The sequence below is a fragment of the Micromonospora sp. WMMD714 genome (genome assembly GCF_029581315.1).
GTDB classification, from domain to species: domain Bacteria; phylum Actinomycetota; class Actinomycetes; order Mycobacteriales; family Micromonosporaceae; genus Micromonospora; species Micromonospora rifamycinica.
Genome location: NZ_CP120744.1, coordinates 5,861,307 through 5,883,138 on the forward strand (window position 1 = coordinate 5,861,307; position 21,832 = coordinate 5,883,138).

The 21,832-nt window shown below is 73.1% G+C and carries 22 protein-coding genes; 5 read left to right on the top strand and 17 right to left on the bottom strand.

Annotated features, from left to right (window positions below; genetic code table 11):
• Positions 1–16 precede the first annotated feature (16 nt).
• Genes O7625_RS25130 through O7625_RS25180 form a run of 11 tightly spaced genes read right to left on the bottom strand, consistent with a single transcriptional unit; the run spans position 17 to position 12,140 of the window.
• Entirely contained in the window at positions 17–1,564 is a 1,548-nt protein-coding gene (locus O7625_RS25130; RefSeq protein ID WP_282342082.1) for an AMP-binding protein, read from the bottom strand.
• Positions 1,561–3,084 carry an AMP-binding protein gene (locus O7625_RS25135; protein ID WP_282342084.1) on the bottom strand — a complete coding sequence of 508 codons (1,524 nt, stop codon included), beginning with the start codon at positions 3,082–3,084 and terminating at the stop codon, positions 1,561–1,563. Before O7625_RS25135 ends, O7625_RS25130 begins: the two co-directional genes overlap by 4 nt.
• On the bottom strand, positions 3,084–3,578 hold the full coding sequence (locus O7625_RS25140; RefSeq protein WP_067309619.1) for a VOC family protein: 495 nt from the start codon (positions 3,576–3,578) through the stop codon (positions 3,084–3,086). Before O7625_RS25140 ends, O7625_RS25135 begins: the two co-directional genes overlap by 1 nt.
• Before the next feature lie 32 nt (positions 3,579–3,610).
• Positions 3,611–4,531 (bottom strand): SDR family NAD(P)-dependent oxidoreductase, encoded by a 921-nt coding sequence (locus O7625_RS25145; RefSeq protein WP_282342087.1) that lies wholly within the window; start codon positions 4,529–4,531, stop codon positions 3,611–3,613.
• Positions 4,528–5,712, bottom strand: coding sequence for an acetyl-CoA acetyltransferase (locus O7625_RS25150; protein ID WP_282342088.1), 1,185 nt, complete (start codon positions 5,710–5,712; stop codon positions 4,528–4,530). The genes O7625_RS25145 and O7625_RS25150 overlap by 4 nt, the downstream gene beginning before the upstream one ends.
• Positions 5,702–7,150, bottom strand: a complete 1,449-nt coding sequence (locus O7625_RS25155) for a zinc ribbon domain-containing protein (protein WP_282342091.1) — start codon at positions 7,148–7,150, stop codon at positions 5,702–5,704. Before O7625_RS25155 ends, O7625_RS25150 begins: the two co-directional genes overlap by 11 nt.
• Positions 7,151–7,167: 17 nt before the next feature.
• Positions 7,168–7,959 (bottom strand): ABC transporter ATP-binding protein, encoded by a 792-nt coding sequence (locus O7625_RS25160; RefSeq protein ID WP_282342093.1) that lies wholly within the window; start codon positions 7,957–7,959, stop codon positions 7,168–7,170.
• Positions 7,956–8,846 (bottom strand): ABC transporter permease, encoded by an 891-nt coding sequence (locus tag O7625_RS25165; protein WP_282342095.1) that lies wholly within the window; start codon positions 8,844–8,846, stop codon positions 7,956–7,958. The genes O7625_RS25160 and O7625_RS25165 overlap by 4 nt, the downstream gene beginning before the upstream one ends.
• A gap of 2 nt (positions 8,847–8,848) precedes the next feature.
• Positions 8,849–9,772, bottom strand: coding sequence for an ABC transporter permease (locus tag O7625_RS25170; protein WP_282342097.1), 924 nt, complete (start codon positions 9,770–9,772; stop codon positions 8,849–8,851).
• Positions 9,769–10,614 (bottom strand): dipeptide/oligopeptide/nickel ABC transporter ATP-binding protein, encoded by an 846-nt coding sequence (locus O7625_RS25175; protein ID WP_282342098.1) that lies wholly within the window; start codon positions 10,612–10,614, stop codon positions 9,769–9,771. Before O7625_RS25175 ends, O7625_RS25170 begins: the two co-directional genes overlap by 4 nt.
• Positions 10,615–10,616: 2 nt before the next feature.
• Positions 10,617–12,140, bottom strand: a complete 1,524-nt coding sequence (locus O7625_RS25180) for an ABC transporter substrate-binding protein (protein ID WP_282342099.1) — start codon at positions 12,138–12,140, stop codon at positions 10,617–10,619.
• A gap of 190 nt (positions 12,141–12,330) precedes the next feature.
• Here O7625_RS25180 and O7625_RS25185 point away from each other — a divergent pair, with 190 nt between their 5' ends.
• Genes O7625_RS25185 through O7625_RS25195 form a run of 3 tightly spaced genes read left to right on the top strand, consistent with a single transcriptional unit; the run spans position 12,331 to position 14,398 of the window.
• The gene (locus O7625_RS25185; RefSeq protein ID WP_282342100.1) at positions 12,331–13,068 is read left to right on the top strand and encodes an enoyl-CoA hydratase/isomerase family protein; all 738 of its coding nucleotides are present in this window, start codon (positions 12,331–12,333) and stop codon (positions 13,066–13,068) included.
• Complete coding sequence (locus tag O7625_RS25190; protein WP_282342101.1) at positions 13,068–13,886, top strand: VOC family protein; 819 nt, start codon at positions 13,068–13,070, stop codon at positions 13,884–13,886. Before O7625_RS25185 ends, O7625_RS25190 begins: the two co-directional genes overlap by 1 nt.
• Positions 13,883–14,398 (top strand): flavin reductase family protein, encoded by a 516-nt coding sequence (locus O7625_RS25195; RefSeq protein ID WP_282342102.1) that lies wholly within the window; start codon positions 13,883–13,885, stop codon positions 14,396–14,398. The genes O7625_RS25190 and O7625_RS25195 overlap by 4 nt, the downstream gene beginning before the upstream one ends.
• Positions 14,399–14,414: 16 nt before the next feature.
• Here O7625_RS25195 and O7625_RS25200 read toward each other — a convergent pair whose 3' ends face one another.
• On the bottom strand, positions 14,415–14,900 hold the full coding sequence (locus O7625_RS25200) for a MaoC family dehydratase (RefSeq protein ID WP_282342103.1): 486 nt from the start codon (positions 14,898–14,900) through the stop codon (positions 14,415–14,417).
• Between the two features lie 186 nt (positions 14,901–15,086).
• Here O7625_RS25200 and O7625_RS25205 point away from each other — a divergent pair, with 186 nt between their 5' ends.
• Positions 15,087–16,235, top strand: coding sequence for an acyl-CoA dehydrogenase family protein (locus O7625_RS25205; RefSeq protein ID WP_282342104.1), 1,149 nt, complete (start codon positions 15,087–15,089; stop codon positions 16,233–16,235).
• A 130-nt stretch (positions 16,236–16,365) separates the two neighbouring features.
• Here O7625_RS25205 and O7625_RS25210 read toward each other — a convergent pair whose 3' ends face one another.
• The 4 genes from O7625_RS25210 to O7625_RS25225 form a co-directional block, all read right to left on the bottom strand.
• Positions 16,366–17,013, bottom strand: coding sequence for a TetR/AcrR family transcriptional regulator (locus O7625_RS25210; protein WP_282342105.1), 648 nt, complete (start codon positions 17,011–17,013; stop codon positions 16,366–16,368).
• Positions 17,014–17,238: 225 nt separating this feature from the next.
• The gene (locus tag O7625_RS25215; protein ID WP_282342107.1) at positions 17,239–18,147 is read right to left on the bottom strand and encodes a DUF2336 domain-containing protein; all 909 of its coding nucleotides are present in this window, start codon (positions 18,145–18,147) and stop codon (positions 17,239–17,241) included.
• Between the two features lie 108 nt (positions 18,148–18,255).
• The gene (locus O7625_RS25220; RefSeq protein WP_282342108.1) at positions 18,256–18,918 is read right to left on the bottom strand and encodes a response regulator transcription factor; all 663 of its coding nucleotides are present in this window, start codon (positions 18,916–18,918) and stop codon (positions 18,256–18,258) included.
• Positions 18,915–20,033 carry a histidine kinase gene (locus O7625_RS25225; protein WP_282342110.1) on the bottom strand — a complete coding sequence of 373 codons (1,119 nt, stop codon included), beginning with the start codon at positions 20,031–20,033 and terminating at the stop codon, positions 18,915–18,917. Before O7625_RS25225 ends, O7625_RS25220 begins: the two co-directional genes overlap by 4 nt.
• Positions 20,034–20,250: 217 nt before the next feature.
• Here O7625_RS25225 and O7625_RS25230 point away from each other — a divergent pair, with 217 nt between their 5' ends.
• On the top strand, positions 20,251–20,673 hold the full coding sequence (locus O7625_RS25230) for a DUF6223 family protein (RefSeq protein ID WP_282342112.1): 423 nt from the start codon (positions 20,251–20,253) through the stop codon (positions 20,671–20,673).
• A gap of 161 nt (positions 20,674–20,834) precedes the next feature.
• Here the strand turns inward: O7625_RS25230 and O7625_RS25235 are convergent, their stop codons facing one another.
• Entirely contained in the window at positions 20,835–21,779 is a 945-nt protein-coding gene (locus tag O7625_RS25235) for a TauD/TfdA family dioxygenase (RefSeq protein ID WP_282342114.1), read from the bottom strand.
• Positions 21,780–21,832: the final 53 nt, after the last annotated feature.

Here is a 21,832-nt window from a genome sequence, read left to right on the forward strand (position 1 = left end):
CCCGCCCGGCGCGGCCTCAGTCGCGTCGGGCGTCGTCGTACGTCCAGTCCGGACGCAGCGTCGACCGCAGCTCCCGCAGCGACCGCTTGAGCACCTTGCCCGACGGGTTGGTGGGGAACTCCGGCACCAGGTAGACCTCCTTCGGCACCTTGAACCGGCCGAGCCGCTGCCGGGCGTGCCCGATCAGCGCCTCGGGCGTCAGGCCCGGCCGGGCGACCACGAAGGCGGCCGGCACCTCCTGCCACACCGGGTGCGGCGCGGCCACCACCGACGCGGCCAGCACCAGCGGATGGTCGGCCAGCACGTTCTCGATCTCGGCGCTGGACATGTTCTCCCCGCCACTGCGGATCATGTCCTTGAGCCGGTCCCTGATGTAGAGGTAGCCGTCGGCGTCGAAACAGCCGATGTCGCCGGTGTGGAACCAGCCGTCCCGGAACGCGGCGGCGGTCGCCGCCGGATCGTCGAGGTAGCCGGGGCTCACCTTCGGCCCGCGCGCGACCACCTCGCCGTCCGCACCGACCGGCACGTCGGCGCCGGCCGGGTCGACCACCCGGACCTGGACCCACGGCACCGGCAGCCCCACCGACCCCTGCTTGGACTCCTGGTGCGCGGCGTCGAGGTAGGTCAGCCCGCTGCAGGTCTCGGTCAGGCCGTACCCCTCGATCAGCCGGGCGTTCGGGAACAGCTCCCGGGCCACCCCGAACAGCGCCGCGGTCACCTGGGAGAAGATCAGCCAGCGCACCGATGAGAGGTCGGCGGCGGCGGACTCGCGGCGGACCATGTCCAGCATCGTCGCCGCCATCACCATGCCGGTGATCCGCTCCGCCCCGATGGCCCGCAGCACGTCCGCCGGCACGAACCGCCGGTGCAGCACCATGGCGCCCCCGACGTGCCAGATGCCGTAGCCGGGCAGGTCGGTGCCGCCGACGTGGTAGAGCGGTGCGACGTTGAGGATCCGGTCGGTCGGCCGCAGCCCCAGCTCGACGACCTGGGCGTGCATGTTCATGTTCACGTTGCCGTGGGTGAGCAGCACCCCCTTGGGCAGGCTGGTGGTGCCGGAGGTGTAGACGATCCGTTGCAGCGCCGTGTCGTCGAGGGCCGCGTCGGCGACCCGCGCGCCCCGGTGCGCCGCGACCAGCGACCGTACGTCGGTCCAGCCGTCGTCGATCGGCTCCAACGCGAACCGGCGTACGGCCGGCAGGTCGGCCAGCGCGGCGGTGGTGAGCGCGGCGAACTCCGGCACCGTGGCGACCGCCCCGACCCGCGCGTGCGCCAGCAGCCGGGCCAGCTCCCCCGCCGTCAACCGGTAGTTCAGCGGCACGAAGACCGCCCCGAGCTTCGCCAGCGCCAGCGAGAGGACGAGGAACTCGGGGACGTTGTCCGCCACGATCGCCACCCGGCTGTCCCGGCCCACCCCCTCGGCGGTCAGCCCGGCGGCCAGGGCGTTGACGTCGTCGTCGAGCTGCCGGTGGGTCCACCGGCGGTCCTCGAAGACCAGCGCGTCGGCGTCGCCGAACCGGCGGGCGTTGCCGGCCAGCATCGCGGCGATGTTCGCGGTGCTCACCCGGACACCGCCGTCTCCCGCAGCGCCTTCTTCAGCACCTTGCCGGAGTCGTTGCGCGGCAGCGACGTCACGAGCTGCACGTCCCGGGGGACCTTGTAGCGGGCCAGCTCGGCCCGGCAGTGCGCCCGCAGCTCCTCGGCGGTGCCGGTCGCGCCGGGGCGCAGCACGACGAACGCCTTCGGCACCTCGTCCCACTGCGGATCCGGCACCCCGATCACGGCGACCTCGGCGACGTCGGGATGCCGGGCGAGCACCCGTTCGACCTCGGCGCTGGCGATGTTCTCCCCACCGGACTTGATCAGGTCGGCCCGGCGGTCGACGAACCACAGGTAGCCGTCGGCGTCGATCCGCCCCACGTCGCCGGTGCGGAACCAGCCGTCGCGCCGGCTGAGCCGGTTGGCCTCGTCGTCGTTCCAGTAACCGGGCGAGACCTTCTCCCCCTGCACGATGATCTCCCCCTCGACGTCCGGGCCGACCGGCCGGAAGTGCTCGTCGACGATCCGGATCCGCACCCCGGGGAACGGTGCGCCGAGCGCGCCCAGCTTGCTCTGCTCGTGGGCGGCGTCGAGGTAGCAGACCCCGTTGCACAGCTCGGTCATCCCGAACGTGTCGATCAGGCGGACGTGCGGCAGCCGCCGCTTCACCTCCTGGCGCACGCTCGGCGCGACCCCGGCGAAGAGCAGGTAGCGCAGCGTTCCGAGGTCCGGCGGGTCGTCCAGGTCGAGCAGCCCGAACAGGATCTGGGCGGCCAGCACCATGCCGGTGATCCGCTCCCCGTCGGCGATCCGGGCGATGTCGGTCGGTTTGAACGTCGGGGTGAGCACCATCGTCGCGCCGGCCACGAACGTCGCCAGCCCCGGCGCCTCCAGCCCGCTGACGTGGAACAGCGGCGCGGAGACGAGGATCCGGTCGGCGGCGGTCAGCTCCAGTTCGAGCACCTGCGCGAAGTGGTTGGCGGTGAGGTTCCCGCAGGTGTGCACCACCCCCTTGGGGCGGGCCGTGGTGCCCGAGGTGTAGAGCAGCCGGTGCACGTCGGCGGGGCTCTTCTCCGCGTCGGCGACCCGGACGCCGGGCGGCTGACCGGCCAGCAGGTCGGCCAGCCGTCGGGCGTCGCCGACGACGGCCTCCCCGGCGGCGACCAGCGTCCGCACCCCGGTCAAGGTGGCCAGCAGGGCCGCGTCGGCGGCGAAGTCGTCGTGGTAGACCAGCCCGGTGACGCCGGCCTGGTCGAGGACGTACGCCTGCTCGTTGACGTGCAACCGCCAGTTCAGCGGCACCGAGGCCGCGCCGAGCCGGCTCAGCGCCAACAGCGCGACGACGTAGCCGGCGGTGTTGCGGCCCAGCAGCCCGACCAGGTCGCCGTCGGCGATGCCGGCGTCGCGCAGGGCCGCGGCGTGCCGGTCCACGTCGGCGTCCAGCTCGGCGTACGTCCAACGGGCGTCCCCGTCGACCAGGGCCTCCGCGTCGGCCCGGCGCAACGCCTGCCGGCGCAGCGTCTCGGTGAAGTTGCTCCCGCCCATCAGTCGCCGCTCCCCCGCCGCCGCGCCAGGATCTCCTCCCGGGACGGCAACGACACGAACTCCAGCAGGTTGCCGTCGAGATCCCGGGCGGCGAACGCGGTGATGTACCCGTAGTTGTCCAGCAGCACCCGGTTCGGCGCGGACAGGCACTGCGCGCCCAACTCGGTCAGCCGCCGGTGCAGGTCGTCCAGCTCGTCCAGCGGCACCTCGAAGCTGAGCAGGAAGGTGCCCAGCTCCAGGTGGCCGGCGGTGGCGGTGCGGGTCTTGACGCCGTTCCACTCGATGAGTTCGAGCTGGCCGACCCGGCTGGGGCCCTGGAGGTACTGGACCCGGCCGGTGGTGCCGGCGGGCAACCCCAGCGACACCTCGATCCCCGGCCCGCCGACGTCGGTACGCAACGTCCGGCGGTAACCCAGGGCCCGCTCGTAGAAGTCCGCGGCGCGGTCGACGTCGGAGACGGTCATCGCCACGTGGTGCACTTCGCTGACCGGCATGGTGCCTCGCTTCCTGTGGGGTTCGCGCCGGGTCAGGCGGACGGTCCGGCCGACCCGCCGAGGACCCGGTGGATCAGGGTGACCTCGTCGGCGCCGCTGTCCGGCACGATGAAGTCGTCGAGCCGGCAGATGTCGTCCACCGCATCGAGGATGTCGTCGGGCGAGGCCGGTGCGGCACCGCCGAACCAGCCGGGGGTGACGCCCAGGAAGATCCGCCCGACCCGGCCCCCGCCGACGGTGAGGATGTGGCGGTTGAGCTGGCACTGTTCGGAGGCGAGGAAGGTCGCCACCGCCGCCACGTGCTGTGGGTCGAACCGCTCGGTCAGCTCGCCGAGCAGGTTCTCGGTCATCCGGGTCGCCGCGGTCGGCGCGATCGCGTTGACCAGGATCCCCCGCCGGGCGCCCTCCAACGCGAGCACGTTCATCAGCCCGATCAGGCCGGTCTTGGCCGCACCGTAGTTGGCCTGGCCGAAGTTGCCGAACAGGCCGGACGACGAACTGGTCAGCACGATCCGGCCGTAACCCTGGGCGACCAGGTGCGGCCAGGCGGGGCGCAGCACGTGGAACGCCCCGGCCAGGTGCACGTCGAGCACCGCGCGGACGTCCTCGTCGGACATCTTGGCCAGGGTCCGGTCCCGCAGGATGCCGGCGTTGTGGATGACCGCGTCGAGCCGGCCGTACGCGTCGATCGCCCGACCGACCAGGTCCGCGCCCCCGGCGGCGGTGGCCACCGAGTCGGTCGAGGCGACGGCGGTGCCGCCGGCCGCCTGGATCTCCGCGACAACCTGTTCGGCGGCACCGGAGGACCCCGAGCCGTCGACCGTCCCGCCGAGGTCGTTGACGACCACCGACGCGCCCCGCGCGGCGAGGGTCAGCGCGTGCGCCCGGCCGATGCCGTTGCCCGCGCCGGTGACGACGACGACCCGGCCGTCGAGGGTGACCCGGGCGCTCATCGCTCGTTCCCCAGGACCGCCACGAACGCGACGCAGGAACCGGGTTGCCCGCCGAGGTTCTGGGCCACCGCCAGCCGGGCGTCGGGCACCTGCCGTGGTCCGGCCTCCCCGCGCAGCTGGGTGAAACACTCGAACATCATCCGCAGCCCGGTCGCGCCGATCGGGTGGCCGAACGACTTGAGCCCGCCGTCGGTGTTGACCGGCAGCGCCCCGTCGGGGTCGTAGCGGCCGTCGAGGATGTCCCGCCACGCCGTGCCGCGGGCGGAGAAACCGAGGTCCTCCATCAGCACCACCTCCGTCGGGGTGAAGCAGTCGTGCACCTCGGCCAGCGAGATCTGCGCCGCCGGGTCGGTCACCCCGGCCTGCTCGTACGCCTCGCGGGCGGCGGTGACCACCTCGGGGAAGCTGGTGAAGTCGTAGCCGTCGGCGGCCAGGCCGGCCCCCGACCCGGCGACGAAGCTCATCCCGCGCAGGTAGACCGGTTTGTCGGTGTACCGGTGGGCGTCCTCGGCCCGGACCAGGATCGCCGCTGCCGCGCCGTCGGAGACGCCGGAGCAGTCCATCACGCCGAGCTGCCCGGCGATCCGCGGGGACCGCTCCACCGTCTCGGCGGTGACCGCCCGACGGAACTGGGCGCGGTCGTTGCGCGCCCCGTTGGCGTGGTTCTTCACCGCGACCCGAGTCATCGCGGCGCGCATCTCCCGCTCGTCGATCCCGTACGCCGCCTGGTAGGCGGGGGCGAGCAGGGAGAACCCGGCCGGCGCGGTCCAGTCGACGTCGGTGCCGTCGGCGGGTGGGAAGACCGCCGACAGCCCGGAGTACGACGAGTCCTTCAGCTTCTCCACCCCGGTCGCCATGACCATGTCGTACGCCCCGGAGGCGACCGCGAACGCCGCGTTGCGGAACGCCTCGGAGCCGGTGGCGCAGTAGTTCTCCACCCGGGTCACCGGCTTGCCGACCAGCCGCAGCGGGCGGGCCAGGGTCTGCCCGGACAGCCCCGACCCCTGGGTGCCGACCCAGAACGCGTCGACGTCGTCGAGGGTGACGTCGGGCAGCGACCCGACGCACTCCTGCACCGCGTCGACCAGCAGATCGTCGGCGGAGGAGTTCCAGTGGTCCCGGAACGGGGTGCAGCCCATCGCGACGATCGCGACGTCGTGGGTGGTGCGCCTACTGGCCATCGGCGGTGTCCTTCCCTGGCGCGGCGTCCGCGGGTGCCGGGCGGAGCTTCCAGAAGTAGTTGTGGATCGAGTCGGTGGTCCAGAGCCGGCGGAAGACGGGGGTCATCGCCATCCCCACCGTCACGTCGCCGGGTGCCACGTCGGTGGCGTACGCGCTGAGCCGGCCGCCGCCCTCCACGTCGGCGACGACGATCGCCACCTCCGGCTCCGGCATGGTCGTCAGGTGGTCCCGGGTCACCGAGACCACCCGGGCGGTGCGCTCGCGCAGCGAGACCTTCCCGGTCGCGGTGCCCGCCCCGACGATGCCGCAGGACGCGCAGACCCGGCCGGGTGGCGTGGTGACCCGGCCGCAGGCGTCGCACCGGCTGCCCTCCAGCCGGTACTTCCAGCCGGCCCGGCGGTGCATCGGCGGGGCCGCCGGGGCGGGGGCCGCCGGCCGGGCCGGACCCTGCACGTCGAGCAGTCCCCGCCAGCGCAGGTAGCGGCCGTAGCCGACACGCTGCCGGGCGGCGAGCTGCGCGCGGACCGACGGGCCGCCCCGGGCGGCGCGGACCCCGTCGCCGACCCGCAGCACGAACGCGTCGGCGCCCTCGGTGGCCGACAGCAGCAGGATGGTCTGTCCGGGCTGCGCCTCGTCGAGGGCTGCGGCGAGCAGCAGCCCGGGGTGGGCGGCGCCGGTGAAGCCGGTGGCCCGTTCGACGGCCGCGTCCTGACCCGCGCCGCCAGACGCCTTGCGCAGCGCCGTCGCGCCGCCGAGCGCCTTGCGCAGCGCCGCCGCGGCGCGCGGATTCGACGACGACACGACCACCTGGTCGACGGTGTCCAGGGACGCCTCGGCCAGCGCCCGGTGGGCGGTGTGCAGGCCGGCGGCGACCAGGATCTCGGCGGTGAACCGTTCGTCCCAGACCCGGTCGTGCCGTTCCCCGGGCAGTCGCCAGCGGTCCAGCACCTCGGCGGTGTGGCCGGCGCGGGCGAGGAGCACGGCGGCCCGCCGGCCGCCGACGAACGCCGCGGCGGCGTCGCCCTGGGCCAGCTCGTCGGGGGCGCCGGGCCGGGTGGTACGCACGTCGGCCAGGGCCGCCGTGGCGACGCCCCGCAGGGCCAGGTCGAGGGCGGACGCCCCGGCCCGGTGGCCGCGCAGGTCGAGCGCGGTGACGCCGGGGTCGAGCCCCAGCGCCTCGTGCGCCACCCCGGCGGAGGTCTTCGCCTCGTAGGGCGCGTTGGTGGTGGCCAGCAGCAGGTGCCGGCCGGCCGGGGTGCCGGCGGCGACGTGCCGCAACGCCTCGACGGCCATGGTGACGGCGTCCTCGTCGTGGCCGGCGACGCTGCGGGCGGGGCCACCGGCGCGGGCCGGGACGCTCGGGTCGAGGCGGTTGTCGTCGAGCGCGTACGCCGGGAGGTAGGCCGCGTAGGCGTCGATGCCGGGTTGCTCGGGCATGGGTCGCGGGTTCTCCTTCAGCTCCATGAGGGGATGGCGGCGAGCAGGCGTCGGGTGTAGTCCTGCCGCGGGTGGTCCAGCACGGTCAGCGCGTCGCCCTGTTCGACGACCCGGCCGCCGCTCATCACCGCGATCCGGTCGCACAGGTCGCTGGCGAGCATCAGGTCGTGGGTGACGAAGAGCAGGCCGATGCCGAGTTCGTCGACCAGGGTGCGGAACAGGTCGACGACCTTGGTCTGGGTGGTGACGTCCAGGGCGGTGGTGCACTCGTCGGCGATCACCAGCGCGGGGCGGGTGACCACGGCGAGCCCGATGGCGACCCGCTGCCGCAGGCCCCCGGAGAGCTGGTGCGGATAGCTGGCCAGCACCCGGCCGGGGTCGTCGATCCGCATCTGCGCCAGCACCTGCACCGAGCGGCGCTCCACCTCGGCCCGGGTGATGTCGCGGACGTGCCGGCGCAGCACCTCGGCGAGCTGGGTGCGGACCCTCATCAGCGGGTTCAACGACCGCGAGGCGTCCTGGAACACCATGCCGACGGCGCTGCCCCGGACCCGGTCGGTCCGGTCGACGCCGGGGGCCACCACCTGCTCGCCGGCGACCGCGACGGTGCCGTGGTCGACCCGGACGTTGCGGTCGAGCAGGCCGACGACGGCGCGGGCCAGGGTGGTCTTGCCGCTGCCGGACTCGCCGACCACGCCGACGATCTGACCGCGGCGGATCTCCAGGTCGACGTCGTCGAGCAGCCGCAGGTCGTCGACGGCGAGCCGGGCGGTGATGGACAGCCCGGAGACTTCCAGCAGGGCGCTCATCGCCGCCTCTTCCGTGGGTCGTGGTGGGTGAGCAGGGCGTCGCCGAGCAGGTTCACCAGCAGCACCAGCGCGGTGATGGCGAGGCCGGGGAAGAAGGCGATCCACCAGGCCTGGCTCAGCTCGTCCTGGCCCGAGGCGAGCATCGAGCCCCAGCTGTTCATCGGCGGCACCACGCCCAGACCGAGGAAGCTCAGCGCGCTCTCCACCAGGATCGCGGTGCCGACCTGGAGGGTGCCGAGGGCGACGATGGTGCCGGCGAGGTTGGGCAGGATGTGCCGGAAGACGATCCGGGGCTCGGACGCGCCGGCGGCGCGCAGGCCGACGACGAACTGGCGTTCCCGGATGGCCAGGGTGGCGGAGCGGGTGACCCGGGCGCACACCGCCCAGCCGGTGAGCGCCAGCACCAGGAACAGCACCGGCAGCGAGCTGCCCCGGTTGGCGATGATGGCGAGGGCGACCAGGATGAACGGCAGGGCGAGCTGGGCGTCGATGAGGATCGAGATGACCCGGTCGACCCAGCCCCGGAAGTAGCCGGCGAGCAGGCCGAGCAGCGTGCCGGGGCCGATCGCGACGAGCGCGCCGACGAGGCCGATCACGATGGTCAGCCGGCCGGCCGAGACGAACTGGGTGAGCAGGTCCTGGCCGAGCTTGTCGGTGCCCAGGGGGTGCGCCCAGCTGCCGCCGGAAAGGAACGCGGGCGGCCGGCGGGTCGCGTCGAGGTCCTGGCCGGCGTCGGGCAGCAGCCCGGTCAGCGGCAGCACGAACACCGCGACGGCGGTCACCGCCAGCGGCAGGCCCAGCCAGAACACCGAGGTACGCCGGCGACGGGTGGCCCGCCGGGGCGGCGGCACCGCGGCGGTGACCGGGTCGAGTTCGAGTTGGCTCATGCTCACCGCACCCTCGGGTCGACGATCGAGTGCAGGACGTCGACGAGCAGGTTCAGCACGACGAAGACCAGCGCGCCGAACACGACGATCGCCTGCACCAGCGGGAAGTCGCGGAACTGGATGGCCTGCAGGGCGAGCTGCCCGAGGCCGGGCCAGGAGTAGACGTACTCGACGGCGACCGCGCCGGAGAGCAGGATGCCGGTCTGGAGCACCACGATCGTCAGGATCGGCATCATCGCGTTGGTGAAGGCGTGCCGCCACACCACCCGGCGGGTGCTGACGCCCCGGGCGCGGGCGGCGTCGATGTACGGCTCGGCCAGCGCGTCGCTCATCGAGGCCCGGGTGAGCCGGGCGATATGCGCCATCGGGTAGACCGACATGGTGAGCGCGGGCAGGATCAGGTGCTTCGGGCTGCCGGACTGGCCGGCGGGCAGCCAGCCGAGCTTGACCGCGAACAGCACCACCAGCATCATCCCGAACCAGAACACCGGCACCGACTGGCCGAGCAGGGCCAGGGTGGAGGCCGCCCGGTCCCACCAGGTGCCCTCCCGGGTCGCCGCGAGCACCCCGAGCGGGATGCCGACCAGCAGGGCGAGGGCCATGCCGGCACCGACGAGTTGCAGGGTGAACGGGAGCCGGTCGGCGATCATCGAGGTGTTGGACTGGTAGAACTGCAACGACTGGCCGAGGTCGCCGGTGAGGACGCCCTTGAGGTAGTCGAGGTACTGGGCGGCGACGGGCAGGTCCAGGCCGAGCTGGTGGCGCAGCGCCTCGCGTTGCTCGGGCGGGGCCATCGGGCCGAGGATGGTGGCGGTCGGGTCGCCGGAGAGCCGGCCGAGCAGGAACGCCAGGCTGAGCGCGATGAGCAGCGAGGCGAACAGCGACGCGAGCCGGCCGCCGACGCGGCGTACGGTGCTGGCCTTCATCGGCGGGACCTCCATCGCGCGCCGGGCATCGCGGCGAGCAGTTCGCGGGTGTAGTCGTTGGCGGGGATGTCGAAGACCCGGACGCACGGTCCCGACTCGACGACCCGGCCCCGGTACATCACGTGTACGATGTCGCAGAGCGAGCGGACCACGGCCAGGTCGTGGCTGATCATCAGCAGCGCCGCGCCGGTGGTCGTCCGGATCTGCCGCAGCAGGGCCAGCACGTCGGCCTGGACGGAGACGTCGAGGCCGGAGGTCGGCTCGTCGGCGACGATGAGCCGGGGACGCATGAGCAGGGCGCGGGCGATGCAGACCCGCTGCGCCTGGCCCCCGGAGAGCTGGTGGGGGTAGCGGTCGAGCAGGTCCGGGGCGAGCCGGACCCGGCCGAGCAGGTCGGCGTCGCCGATCCAGGAGGTCCGTTCGGGTTGCAGCGCCCGCAGTTCCCGTAACCCGGAGCGGACCGACTGGCGGGGGTCGAGCGAGCCGTGCGGGTCCTGGAAGACCACCTGCACCTCGGGGCGCAGCCGGCGCAGCTGGGCACGGCTGATCGCCGAGAGCTGGTGGCCGAGCAGCCGGACGTCGCCCCGGCCGCGTGGGCCGAGCCCGGTGGCCGCCATGGCGAGCGTCGTCTTGCCGGAGCCGGACTCACCGACCACGGCGACGCTCTCGCCGGCCGCGATCCGCAGCGACACCTGGTCGACGGCGCGGAAGAGCGCGCCGCTGCCGCCGTCGCGGTGCTCGACGACGAGGTCGGTGACCTCCAGCACGGGGGTGTCCGGCTCCGGGGTGCGGGGGTGCCGGGCGAGGTCGCCCGGCACCCCCGTCTGCACTACCTCGGACATCGTCAGCGGGTCGTCTTCGTGAAGTCCACGGTGTTCAGCGGGCCGAACACCACGCCGGAGACGCCGGGGGCGGTCGCGTAGTTGAACACCTGCCGGTACAGCGGCACGTAGCAGTGCTTCTGGACCACGCCGATGGTGTTGAGCTGCTCGTAGAGCGGCGCGGCCTGCTGGGCGTCGTTCTGCTCCAGAGCCTGCTGGGCGAGCGTGTCGATCTGCGGGTCGGGGCAGTTGCCGGTGATCGACTTTGTCTTCATGAAGCCGCTGACGAAGTAGTCCGGCACCGCGACGTTCGGCACCCCGGCGAAGATCGACAGGCCCGGCACCTGGCGGCCGACGATCCGCTTGACCAGCGTGCCGTAGTCCAGCGGGACGTAGCTGACCGTGAAGCCGGCCTTCTCCAGGCTGCCGCCGACGGCCTGGGAGACCTCCTCGATGTTGGTGTACTGGGCGGCCGGGTAGGTGATCTGGACGGTCGGCTTCGCCCCGCCGACGAGTTCCTTAGCCCGGGTGGCGTCGGCTTTCACGCTCTGTGTCGGCTGCTGACCGGGCTTGACGTTGAGCAGGCCGGCGTCGGATACCGCCTGGCCGTCGAAGATGCCCTTGACGATGGCGTCCCGGTCGATGGCCAGGGCCGCCGCCTCGCGCAGTTTCGGGTCGTCGAACGGTGCCTTGGTGGAGTCGAGGAAGGCGATGATCTTCATGGCGGTCTCGGTGCTCACCACTTCGACCCCGGCCGACTTGGCCGCGCTCGCCTGGGCCGGGGGCAGGTCGAAGGAGACGTCCACGCTCTTGCTCTGGATCAGCGCGAGCCGCTGGGCGGCCTCGTTGGCCCAGGTGAAGGTGACGCCCTCGTTGGTCGCCTTGGTGCCCCAGTAGTCGGGGTTGCGCTTGACCGAGATGTCCCGTCCGGCGTTCGCGCCCGACCAGACGTACGGGCCGGTGCCGACGGGGGCGGCGGCGAAGCCCTCCGAACCCTTCTCCTGGTAGTACTTCGGCGGCACCAGGTAGACGGTGGTGAGCAGGTCGGGGATGTCGTACTGCGGGGTCCTGGTCTTGACCACGACGGTGGTGGCGTCGGGCGCCTCGATCGCGGTGACGTTGCCGAAGTACGACTTGAGCTGCGAGGCCGGGTTGTCGCGGGTGAGGGTGATGGTGTTGGCCACCGCCGCCGCGTCGGCCTGCTCGCCGTTGCTGAAGCTGATCCCGGGCCGCACGGTGAACGTCCAGGTCGTCGGGTCGGTACGGGTCCAGCCCGTCAGCAGGCCGGTGTCGGTCGGCGCGAGGTCGCCACCGGTGTTGATCAGGGGTTCGAGCATGGTCGCCCAGACGATCTGGGCGGAGCGCGCGCCGACGATCGGGTCGAGGGTCGCCGGTTGGGCGGCGAGCAGCGCCCGGACGGGGGCGGTGCGGGACGAGCCGGTGGAGTCGGAGTCGGAGCCGCCGCACCCGGTGAGGCCGGCGCCCACGACGGTCAGCGCGGCGGCCAGTGCCAAGGAGCGCCGGGAGCGCAGGGATTTCATGATCATCGTGGTGTCCTTCACTGCGATGGACCCGTCATGTCTCCGCGTGAGGCGGCGGTGACGTTCGCCACAAAGTACCGACCAGCCGGTATCAAGTCAACGGGTCGACCGGGTATCCCGTTCATGACATTCATGTGACGCAGGGCCGCCGACCAGCGGCGTTGTATTCATACCGACCGGTATGTATGATACCGCGGTGACCATCACCCTCACCCGTGGGCACGACGGCCGCCTCGCCCGGGTCCGCTACGACAACGCGGCGCGCGGCAACTGCTTCGACACCACCGCACTGCACCACCTCGTCGACACCCTGGAGACCGCCGCCGCCGCCGACGACAGCTGTGCGGTCATCCACCTCGACCTGGCCGGCAAGAACTTCTGCGCCGGCTGGGACACCTCCTCCTTCGCCACCCTGGCCGGCGCCACCCGGGAGTCGGTCGCCGCCGACCTGCGGGCCAGCGACGACGCGCTGCACCGGATCCGGCGGCTACCGGTCCCCGTCGTCGCCGGCGTCCGGGGCCGGATCATCGGGTTCGGCGTCGGCCTGCTCGCCGCCGTCCACCTGCCGGTCGCCGCCACGGACGCCCAGCTCTCCCTCCCGGAGGCGCGCTACGGCTTCGCCCCGGCCGGCGTCGGCCACACCGTCGCCCGGTCGCTGCCCCGGCCGCACGCCTACCACCTGCTCACCGGCGCGGCGACCGCGACCGCCGGGCAACTGCTCGACTGGGGTCTGGTCGCCCGGGTGGTCGCCGACGACGACCTCGACCGGGCGGTGGACCACCTCCTCGACACCCTGTTGGCCGTGCCGGGGTCCACCCTGCGGGCGGTGGTCGAGGTGGTCGAGTCCAGCCTGGAAACCGGCACCGCCGACCGGGCGTACGACATCTCCGCCCGCACGATCGTCGCGGGCCCGGCCACCCGGGGAGCAGCCTGATGACCCGACGATTCCAGCCCGGCGAAGCGGTCTGGGTGGAGCTGTGCACCCCCGACCCGGAACGGGCCGAGACCTTCTACGCCGCGTTGCTCGGCTGGACGGTACGCGCCGAACGCCTCGGTGCCACCACCTACCGGATGTGCAGCGTCGACGGGCGGGACGTCGCCGGGATCTCCGACGCCGCCGCCCTGCACGGCGACCGCCCCCGGGGCTGGCTCACCTACTTCGCCGTGGACGACGTCACCGCCTCCGCGCGACAGGCGGTGGCGCTCGGCGGCGAACTGGTCACGCCCCCGCGCTACCTGCCGGCGGCCGGCACCGGCGCGGCGGTCGTCGACCCGTTCGGCGCGGCCTTCGGCCTCTACCAGGGCGAGTCCCGCGTCGGCGTGCAGACGGTCAACTCGCTCGGGGCACTGTGCTGGAACGAGCTGGACACCGGCGAGCCGGCCGCAGCGGTGGCCTACTACCGTGCCCTGTTCGGCTACACCGCCCAGCAGCGCAACGACTCGCCGACGGCCCGGCCCTACACCGTCCTGACGCTCGGCGACGTCCCGGTCGCCGGGGTCCTCGAACTCGACAACGCCTGGCCCAACCTCATCCCCTCGACGTGGATCACCTACTTCACCGTCGCGTCCCTCGACGACGCGCTGGCCCGGGTGACCGCCCTCGGCGGGCTGCCGACCGTCGGGCCGGTGGACAGCCCGCACGGACGGCTGCACCTGGTGAAGGACCCGGGTGGCCACACCCTGTGCCTCATCCAGCTCGAAGCCGGGCTCCGCCCCGACCACCACTCCTGCGATCCGGCGGTGACCCGATGATGGCCGAGCCCCTGTTCGACTCCGCCGAGTTCCGCCAGGTCTGCGGGCACTTCCCCACCGGCGTGACCGCGGTGACGGCGGTGACCGCGGACGGCACCGTCGCCGCGTTGACCGTGAACTCGTTCACCTCGGTCTCGCTGGAACCGGCGAAGGTGCTGTTCTGCGTCACCAGCTTCTCGTCGAGCTTCCCCGTCCTGCTCGGGTCGGAGCGGATCGCGATCCACATCCTCAGCCAGGACCAGCAGGACGTGGCCCGGCGGTTCGCCACCTCGGGGCTGTCCGGGGCGCAACGGCTCGACGGGGTGTCCTGGGTGCCCGGCCTCGACGGTGTGCCGCTGCTGCCCGACACCCCGGCGATCCTCACCGGACGACGCGACCAGGTGATCACCAGCGGCGACCACGTGATCGTCCTGATCGACGTCGACCAGGTGCACCTGAAGCAGACGGACGTGCCGGCGCTGTCGTTCTACCGGGGCCGGTTCGTCACGCCGTCCCGCACGGCGACCGAGTGAGCGCCGCCCGCCCGGCTCAGCCGTAGTAGCGGAACACGATCTCCGCCACGCAGCAGGGTTGCGACGTCTCGGCGAACTCCACCACCACCGAGGCCTTGGCCTGCACACCGGCGGCACCCTCCCCCACCGGGGCGATCGGCTTCGCCGCGACGAGGGTGGCGGTGCCCTGGATCTCGACACCCGGGGGCAACGGCCGGACGAAGCGGACCCGGTCCAGACCGTAGTTGACCCCCATCGAGAAGGTCCGCACCGCCAGGATGTCGGCGAGCAGCCGGGGAACGAGGGCCAGGGTCAGGAACCCGTGCACCACCGTCGAGCCGAACGGCCCGGACCGGGCCCGCTCCACGTCGACGTGGATCCACTGGTGGTCCCCGGTGACGTCGGCGAACTGGTCGATCTGCTGCTGGGTCACCACCCGCGGGGCGCTGACGCCCAGCTCCGCACCGACCAGCTCCAGCAGGTCGTCCGGGGTGTCGATGGTGGTTCGTCGCAGGGCGCGCATCGGCGGGGCTCCGTTCCAGGCGGCGGGTCCAGGGTGTCGGTCCGGGGCGGCCCCGGGCGGGCGATCCGGTTCTCCCCATTCCGACTGGCGGGTATCTAACACCGGCCGACGGGACAGTTCAAGGACACATTTCATACCGACCAGGTGGTATGCTGCTGTGACGCGTGGCGACGAGGGGGTTTTACGGTGTTCGACGTCTACCGGTTGCCCGAGGAGCACGACGCGATCCGTGCGGCGGTTCGTGAGGTCTGTGCCGCGAAGGTGACCCCGTACGCGGCCGAGGCCGACGAGACCGGTGAGTTCCCCCGGGCGTCGTACGAGGCGTTGCGGGCCGCCGACTTCCACGCCCCGCACATCCCCGTCGAGTACGGCGGTGCGGGCGCGGACGCCCTGGCCACCGCGATCGTGATCGAGGAGGTGGCCCGCGCCTGCGCCTCGTCGTCGCTGATCCCGGCGGTGAACAAGCTGGGCACGATGCCGCTGATCCTGGCCGGGTCGGAGGAGTTGAAGCGGCGGTACCTGCCGCCGGTGGCGGCCGGGGAGGCGATGTTCTCGTACTGCCTGTCGGAGCCGGAGGCCGGCAGCGACGCGGCGTCGATGACCACCCGGGCGGTGCGTGACGGTGATCACTGGGTGCTCAACGGCGTCAAGCGGTGGATCACCAACGCCGGCGTCTCCGAGTTCTACACCGTGTTCGCGGCGACCGACCCGGCGGCGCGGTCGCGGGGGATCTCGGCGTTCGTGGTGGAGAAGTCCGACCCGGGGGTCAGCTTCGGCGCTCCGGAGAAGAAGCTGGGTATCAAGGGTTCGCCGACCCGGGAGGTCTACCTCGACAACGTCCGCATCCCCGCCGACCGGATCATCGGCGAGCCCGGCACCGGTTTCGGCACCGCGATGCGGACCCTGGACCACACCCGGGTCACCATCGCCGCGCAGGCCGTCGGCATCGCCCAGGGGGCGCTGGACTACGCCAAGGGGTACGTGCGGGAGCGTAAGCAGTTCGGTAAGGCGGTGGCGGAGTTCCAGGGCATCCAGTTCATGCTCGCCGACATGGGCATGAAGCTGGAGGCGGCCCGGCAGCTCACCTACACCGCCGCCGGGAAGTCCGAGCGCGGCGACGCCGACCTGACCTACTTCGGGGCGGCGGCGAAGTGTTTCGCCTCCGACGCGGCGATGGAGATCACCACCGACGCCGTGCAACTCCTCGGCGGCTACGGCTACACCCGTGACTACCCGGTCGAACGGATGATGCGCGACGCCAAGATCACCCAGATCTACGAGGGCACCAACCAGGTCCAGCGGATCGTCATGGCCCGCCAGCTCCTCGCCGGCTGAGGCTCCCCCGCCGGACGGTCCTCCACCGGACGGTCAGCCGACCGGGGTTGCACCGCCGGGGAACAACCGTGCCGACCGGCGATCCGGGAGGCCAGCCGACCCCCGCCTCCCGTCCCGACCAGCCGCCAAGTCAGCCGACGGGCCGGGCGGACAGGCCCTCCAGCACCATCGCGCTGAACTGGCGGGCCACCTCGTCGACGCTGAGCGGACCACCCACGTTGAGCCACTGGTACGCCCAGGCGCACATCCCGACCAGCCCGAAGGTGGCGATGCGGGGGTCGACGTCCGGGCGGAACGCCCCCCGGGCGACCCCGTCGGCGACCATCCCGGCGAAGGCCGCCTCCACCAGGCCACGTTTGCGGGTCACCTCGGCGAACAGGTCACCGGTGAGGTAGCGCCGTTCCTGGTAGAAGATCGTCACGTGCGCCCGGTACTCGGCCACGCTGGTCAGGCTGAACCGGATCAGCTCCCGTACCCGGACGGTCGGGTCGTCGCTGTCGACCTCGATCTTCTGGATGGCGGCGAGCTGCGCCTCCAGGTACTCCTCCTGGATGTGCCGCAGCAGGTCGTCCTTGCTGGCGAAGTGGTGGTAGAAGGCACCCTTGGTGAGCTGCGCCTGATCGGCGATCTCCTGCACCGAGGTGCGGTCGAAGCCACGCTGCTCGATCAGCCCCAGCGCACTCGTGATCAACGAGTTGCGGGTGTTCTCCGGGTCGTACCCGTCGGGCCAGCGTTGCCGGCGTCGGGTCGACTCCGGGCGGGACGTCGCACGCGCCATTGGTGGCCTCCTATCCCCTGTACAGCCCCACAATGCTACCGTCCGGTCGGAAGGAATCGAAGAGAGCCACCCTGGTCAATCCGCCCGAGAATGTACGCGGATCTTCCGCCCGTCGGGACACCTCCGACGACGCCGGTCGTCCGGACCGCCGATGATCGGCACCGGGGGGACCGGAAGGCGGGGCTGCCGGCCGCGGCAGAGCGGACCGCCGGTGCGGGGCTGGGCTCAGTGCCGGGCGCGGTCCGACCGGTCCCGACCGCCTCCCGCGCCCCGGTGACCGACGCGCGGTCGGCGTACCACCGGAGAAGTCGCCGGTCCGGAGCGGAACTCCCGGGCCGCCCGGGCCACCAGTTCGTCGGGATCGTCGGTGAGCAGTTGCCGGATATCGGCCGGGACCAGCTCCGACGTCGCCGCCGCCATCCGTACCTGCACGGAACGGTCGTCGACCAGACGGCGCAGGTCCGCCTCGTCCAGCGCGACGGCGGCCACCAGCGCGGCACGGACGTCCGGCACGGGATCCCCGGCGAGCGCGCCCCGCTGGACGGCGGTGGTACGCGGATTGCGGGCCAACCCCTTGCGCACCCGGGCCGTCCGGTCGGCCAGCAGCGCGGTGATCACCTCGGGGTCGTGGGTGTGCGCGGCGAGCCGTTCCCGCACCTCGGGTGAGACGTCGTCGGCCAGCCGCGCGGCCAGCTCGGGCTCCAGTTCCCGCGACTCGGCGAGCAGACCACGCAGTTCCTTGTCCGCGGTCTGGACCATCACCCGGCGTACCGACGTGTCGCAGGCCGGGTTGCCGGCGACCGCCCAGCGGACCCACCGGTCGGCGTCCCGGACCAGGCGCAGCAGGTTGGCGATCGAGGTCGACGGGTTCCTCGCCACCGCTTCCCGCACCTCACGGTCATGGTCGCGGGTCAGCGGTCGCAGCGCCTGGGCGGGCGCGTCGGGCCGGCTGGCGACCGCCCGGCGGACCACCGGCGACGGGTCGGCGGCCAGGTCGATCAGGGTCAGGTGGGTCGTGCCGGGGTCTCCGGCGAGGGCGAGCCGGGCCTCGACCCCGCCGCCCGTCGCCTCCTGCGCCGCGGCGCCCGACCCACGGTGACGGTCGGTCCCGCCGACATCCTGCTGCTCGCCCATGGGCGTCATCATGTCACGGGCCGCAGCGGACGCCGCGAGGCCGACCGCCGCCCCGGCCCGTCGCCCGCCCGGTCCCGTCCGCACGTCACCCGCGGGTCGCCCCGGCACTCACCCGCCACCGGGGGCGACCAGGCCGGACTCGTAGGCGAAGATCACCAGTTGGGCCCGGTCGCGGGCATGGAGCTTGGCCATGGCCCGGTTGATGTGGGTCTTCGCGGTCGACGGGCTGATCACCAACCGGTCGGCGATCTCCGTGGTGGACAGGCCCCGCGCGACCAGGGCGACGGTCTCGCGCTCCCGGGCGGTCAGCCCGGCGGGCCCGACGCCGACGTCCACCCGGGGGCGCGCGGAGGTGAACCGGTCGATGAGCCTGCGGGTGATCGACGGTGCGAGCAGGGCGTCCCCCCGTGCGGCGACCCGGACCGCGTGCAGGAGGTCCTCCGGCACGATGTCCTTGACCAGGAATCCGGCCGCCCCGGCGCGTAACGCGTCGAAGACGTACTCGTCCAGGCCGTAGTTGGTCAGGACGACGACGTGCACCACGGTCAGGGTCGGGTCCGCGACGATGCGCCGGGTCACCTCGATGCCGTCCATCACCGGCATCTGGATGTCGAGCAGCACGATGTCCGGCCGGTGCCGTCGGGTGAGCGCCAATGCCGCCAGGCCGTCCGCGGCCTCCCCCACCACCTCGATGTCGTCCTCCATGTCGAGCAACGCACGAAAGCCGCTGCGCAGCAGCGGTTGGTCGTCGACCAGCAGGACCCGGATCACGGCGTACCGCCCGTGGGAAGGTCGGCGTGGACGGTGAACCCGCCGTCCCGGCGTGGTCCGGCGCGCAGCCGGCCACCGAGCGCGGCCACCCGTTCGCGCATGGCGAGCAGTCCGACACCGCGCGTCGGCACGCCGGCCGGGAGGGCGCTGCCGTCGTCGTCGACCCGGATCGCGAGCGCGCCCGGACGGTAGTCGATCCGGACCGACGCGGTGGCGGCGGCGGCATGCCGGGTGACGTTGGTGAGCGACTCCTGGACGATCCGGTAGGCCGTGCGATCGACCGCCGCCGGCACGTCGTGCCGGTCTCCCCCGATCGTCAGGGTGGTGTCCAGACCGCCGGCACGGACCTGACGCACCAGCTCCGGGACGTGGGCGAGACCGCGCGGCGTGGTCTCACCGTCGTCCCGTAGCGCCTCCAGGGTCGCCCGCAGCTCCCGGGTCGCCTCCCGGCCGGCCGCCCGGATCGCCAGAAGCGCCTCCGGCACCTCCTCTCCGCGCCTGCGGGCCAGGTGCACCGCCACCTCGGCCTGCACCTTGATGACCGAGATCTGGTGGGTGAGCGAATCGTGCAGCTCGCGGGCGATGTGCAGCCGCTCCTCGTCGGCGCGACGCCGCGCGGTCTCCTCCCGGGTGCGCTCGGCCTCGTCCGCCCGCCGTTCGGCCTGGCGCAGCGCCTCACCCGCCGCACCGGCGGCGACCAGCCAGGCCAGTTCGAGCACCCCCCGGGAACGGGCGAGCGCCGCGCCCAGGGCCAGCTCCTGCGGCGGCCCGAGAGCGACGAGCGGCAGTGCCACCAGCATCGTCACCGCCGCCACCACCGTCGCCGTGCGGTGCCCCGCCCGCACGGCGGCGTACACCGCGAACAGGAAGGCGACGGCGGGCACGTCGAAGCCGGCCGCCTGGCATCCCACCGCGCACGACCCGGTGCCGACCAGCACGGCGACCGGGGCCCGGCGGCGGGCGGCGAGGACCAGACCGCCGGCCGCCAGCAACGCGTAGCCGACCGGGGCGCGATCCGGGGCACCGGCGTGACCGGCCAGCCCGGCGACCGTCAACGTCACCGCCACCGCACCGGCGGTCGCCCAGTCCCGGACACCGCAGCGGGTGGTGTCCATGCGCGCACCCTAGCCGGAAGGCGGCGCCGGGCGACTCCTGCCGAAGGACGACGCGTCGGCTACCACGGACGCGGTATCCGTACCGCCCCGGCGGTGGCCGGGTACGCCACGGCGGCAGTGCACACCGTCCACGTTCGGCGGACGACCACGGCCGCGCCCGGCGACATGATCGGCAGGAGCGGCGTGGGGGACACGTCGCGCGGACAGGAGGAGCATCATGCGTCCAGCAGGCACGTTCCGGTCGTCCCGACTGGTGACGGCGGTCGTCGTCGCCGTCCTCGGCGGGACCGGGTACGCCGCCCCGGCGTCGGCGCACCTCGCGGCGCAGCAGGATCCCGTCGGTGTCACCACCATGAGCGCCGGGCGGCTCGGGGCCACCCTGGCCGCGCTGCTGGGGCTGGCCGGGTCGGTCGTCGGTGCGCTGGCGCTGGGCCGGCGCGGCGTCGGACGGCGCGGCGCCGTCCTGGCCCTGACGGCGGGGGTGGCCGGCATGGCCCTGGGTGGCCTGGTGGTGGCCACGTCGGACAGCGGCGTCGGCACCGGCAACGGACGCGGTGGCGGATACCTGGCCCTGGTGGTGGGGTTACTCTCCGCCGGCCTGGGCGCGCTGGCGCTGGCCCGCGCACGACGGGTCGGCTGAGCCGGCCACCGGTACGGCTCCCGCGCCCGCCCCGCCCGGCCGAGCGACCCGGGTGCCGGTGCGGCGGACGGCACCGGGTGTGCCGTCCGCGCGGGAAGGTGACCGCCCACCACGGCCGGCCGGTCGCCGGACGCGCCGGTCGACCGTGGTGGGCGGCGTGGTCACCGGGCCAGCGCGACCGCGCGGGGCACGATGCCCCCGGCGTCGAAGGCCGGCGGCAGGCCGAGGTCACGGTCGATGACCAGCCAGAGCCGGATCAGGTCGCGCTTGCGTTCCGGCTCCGGGTGGTCCTGGTAGTCGGTGCGCGCGTGCATGATGGTGTAGTTGTTGAGGAACTGGATGTCGCCGGGGGCGAAGTTCATGTTGAGCACGAACTCGTCGGAGTTGTCGAGTTCGTCGAGCAGGTCCATCGCCTCGATCTGGGTCGGGGTGAGGTCGGGCACGCCCTCGCCCCGGGGTGCCGACTCGATGTACGCCCGGCCGTAGTGCGCGAACAGCTTGCCGTCGGCGTTGCGGCCGAAGATCGGGCACTGGAAGAAGCTCTCCGGCCCGTTGCCGGACCGGCGGTCGTGCCACCAGTCCGCGTACAGCGCCTCGGCCAGGTCGGGGCGGCGTCGGACGATCTCGTCGTGGACGGCGACCGAACTGACGATCGTGCTGACCCCGCCGGACATCGCCGGACGGATGCACAGCAGGCCCACCACGTCCGAGGAGTCGGCGTGGTAGTCCAGCCGGGCACTGGTCTGGAAGCCGCGCACCAGCGGGTCGTCGCGGTCGACACCCTGGTCGCGGATGTGGATGAGCAGGTCGTCCTCGGTCTTCTGGTGGATCGGGATGCCGACGTGCAGCCCGATGCCCCAGTACATCAGCTCCGCCTGCCGCTCGGTCAGCCGCTCGACGGGCACGCCGCGCACCAGCACGAAGCCACGACCGTCGACCAGCTTGTCGACCACGCCCGACAGCACCGGGGCGAGCGTCGGCAGCACGAAGTTCTCCTTCGTGACGTCCCGGAGCCCGGCCCCGGGCCGGTCCACCGCCGCCAGGGCCGCCATCAGCTCACCGACGTGCGCGTCGGTCAGTTCGATCTTCCAGTCCGGACTGTCCACGATCTCCGGACCCCGCCATGCCGCGGGGCCACCCACGATATCGACCACATCAG

Bases quoted from the DNA above. Each gene is read 5' to 3' on its own strand.
- O7625_RS25140 (WP_067309619.1), bottom strand. From the start codon at position 3,578: ATGCCGGTCAGCGAAGTGCACCACGTGGCGATGACCGTCTCCGACGTC.
- O7625_RS25190 (WP_282342101.1), top strand. From the start codon at position 13,068: ATGACCCGACGATTCCAGCCCGGCGAAGCGGTCTGGGTGGAGCTGTGC.
- O7625_RS25200 (WP_282342103.1), bottom strand. From the start codon at position 14,900: ATGCGCGCCCTGCGACGAACCACCATCGACACCCCGGACGACCTGCTG.
- O7625_RS25155 (WP_282342091.1), bottom strand. From the start codon at position 7,150: ATGCCCGAGCAACCCGGCATCGACGCCTACGCGGCCTACCTCCCGGCG.
- O7625_RS25135 (WP_282342084.1), bottom strand. From the start codon at position 3,084: ATGGGCGGGAGCAACTTCACCGAGACGCTGCGCCGGCAGGCGTTGCGC.
- O7625_RS25150 (WP_282342088.1), bottom strand. From the start codon at position 5,712: ATGGCCAGTAGGCGCACCACCCACGACGTCGCGATCGTCGCGATGGGC.
- O7625_RS25210 (WP_282342105.1), bottom strand. From the start codon at position 17,013: ATGGCGCGTGCGACGTCCCGCCCGGAGTCGACCCGACGCCGGCAACGC.
- O7625_RS25180 (WP_282342099.1), bottom strand. From the start codon at position 12,140: ATGATCATGAAATCCCTGCGCTCCCGGCGCTCCTTGGCACTGGCCGCC.
- O7625_RS25160 (WP_282342093.1), bottom strand. From the start codon at position 7,959: ATGAGCGCCCTGCTGGAAGTCTCCGGGCTGTCCATCACCGCCCGGCTC.
- O7625_RS25145 (WP_282342087.1), bottom strand. From the start codon at position 4,531: ATGAGCGCCCGGGTCACCCTCGACGGCCGGGTCGTCGTCGTCACCGGC.
- O7625_RS25215 (WP_282342107.1), bottom strand. From the start codon at position 18,147: ATGGGCGAGCAGCAGGATGTCGGCGGGACCGACCGTCACCGTGGGTCG.
- O7625_RS25230 (WP_282342112.1), top strand. From the start codon at position 20,251: ATGCGTCCAGCAGGCACGTTCCGGTCGTCCCGACTGGTGACGGCGGTC.
- O7625_RS25165 (WP_282342095.1), bottom strand. From the start codon at position 8,846: ATGAGCCAACTCGAACTCGACCCGGTCACCGCCGCGGTGCCGCCGCCC.
- O7625_RS25195 (WP_282342102.1), top strand. From the start codon at position 13,883: ATGATGGCCGAGCCCCTGTTCGACTCCGCCGAGTTCCGCCAGGTCTGC.
- O7625_RS25175 (WP_282342098.1), bottom strand. From the start codon at position 10,614: ATGTCCGAGGTAGTGCAGACGGGGGTGCCGGGCGACCTCGCCCGGCAC.
- O7625_RS25225 (WP_282342110.1), bottom strand. From the start codon at position 20,033: ATGGACACCACCCGCTGCGGTGTCCGGGACTGGGCGACCGCCGGTGCG.
- O7625_RS25170 (WP_282342097.1), bottom strand. From the start codon at position 9,772: ATGAAGGCCAGCACCGTACGCCGCGTCGGCGGCCGGCTCGCGTCGCTG.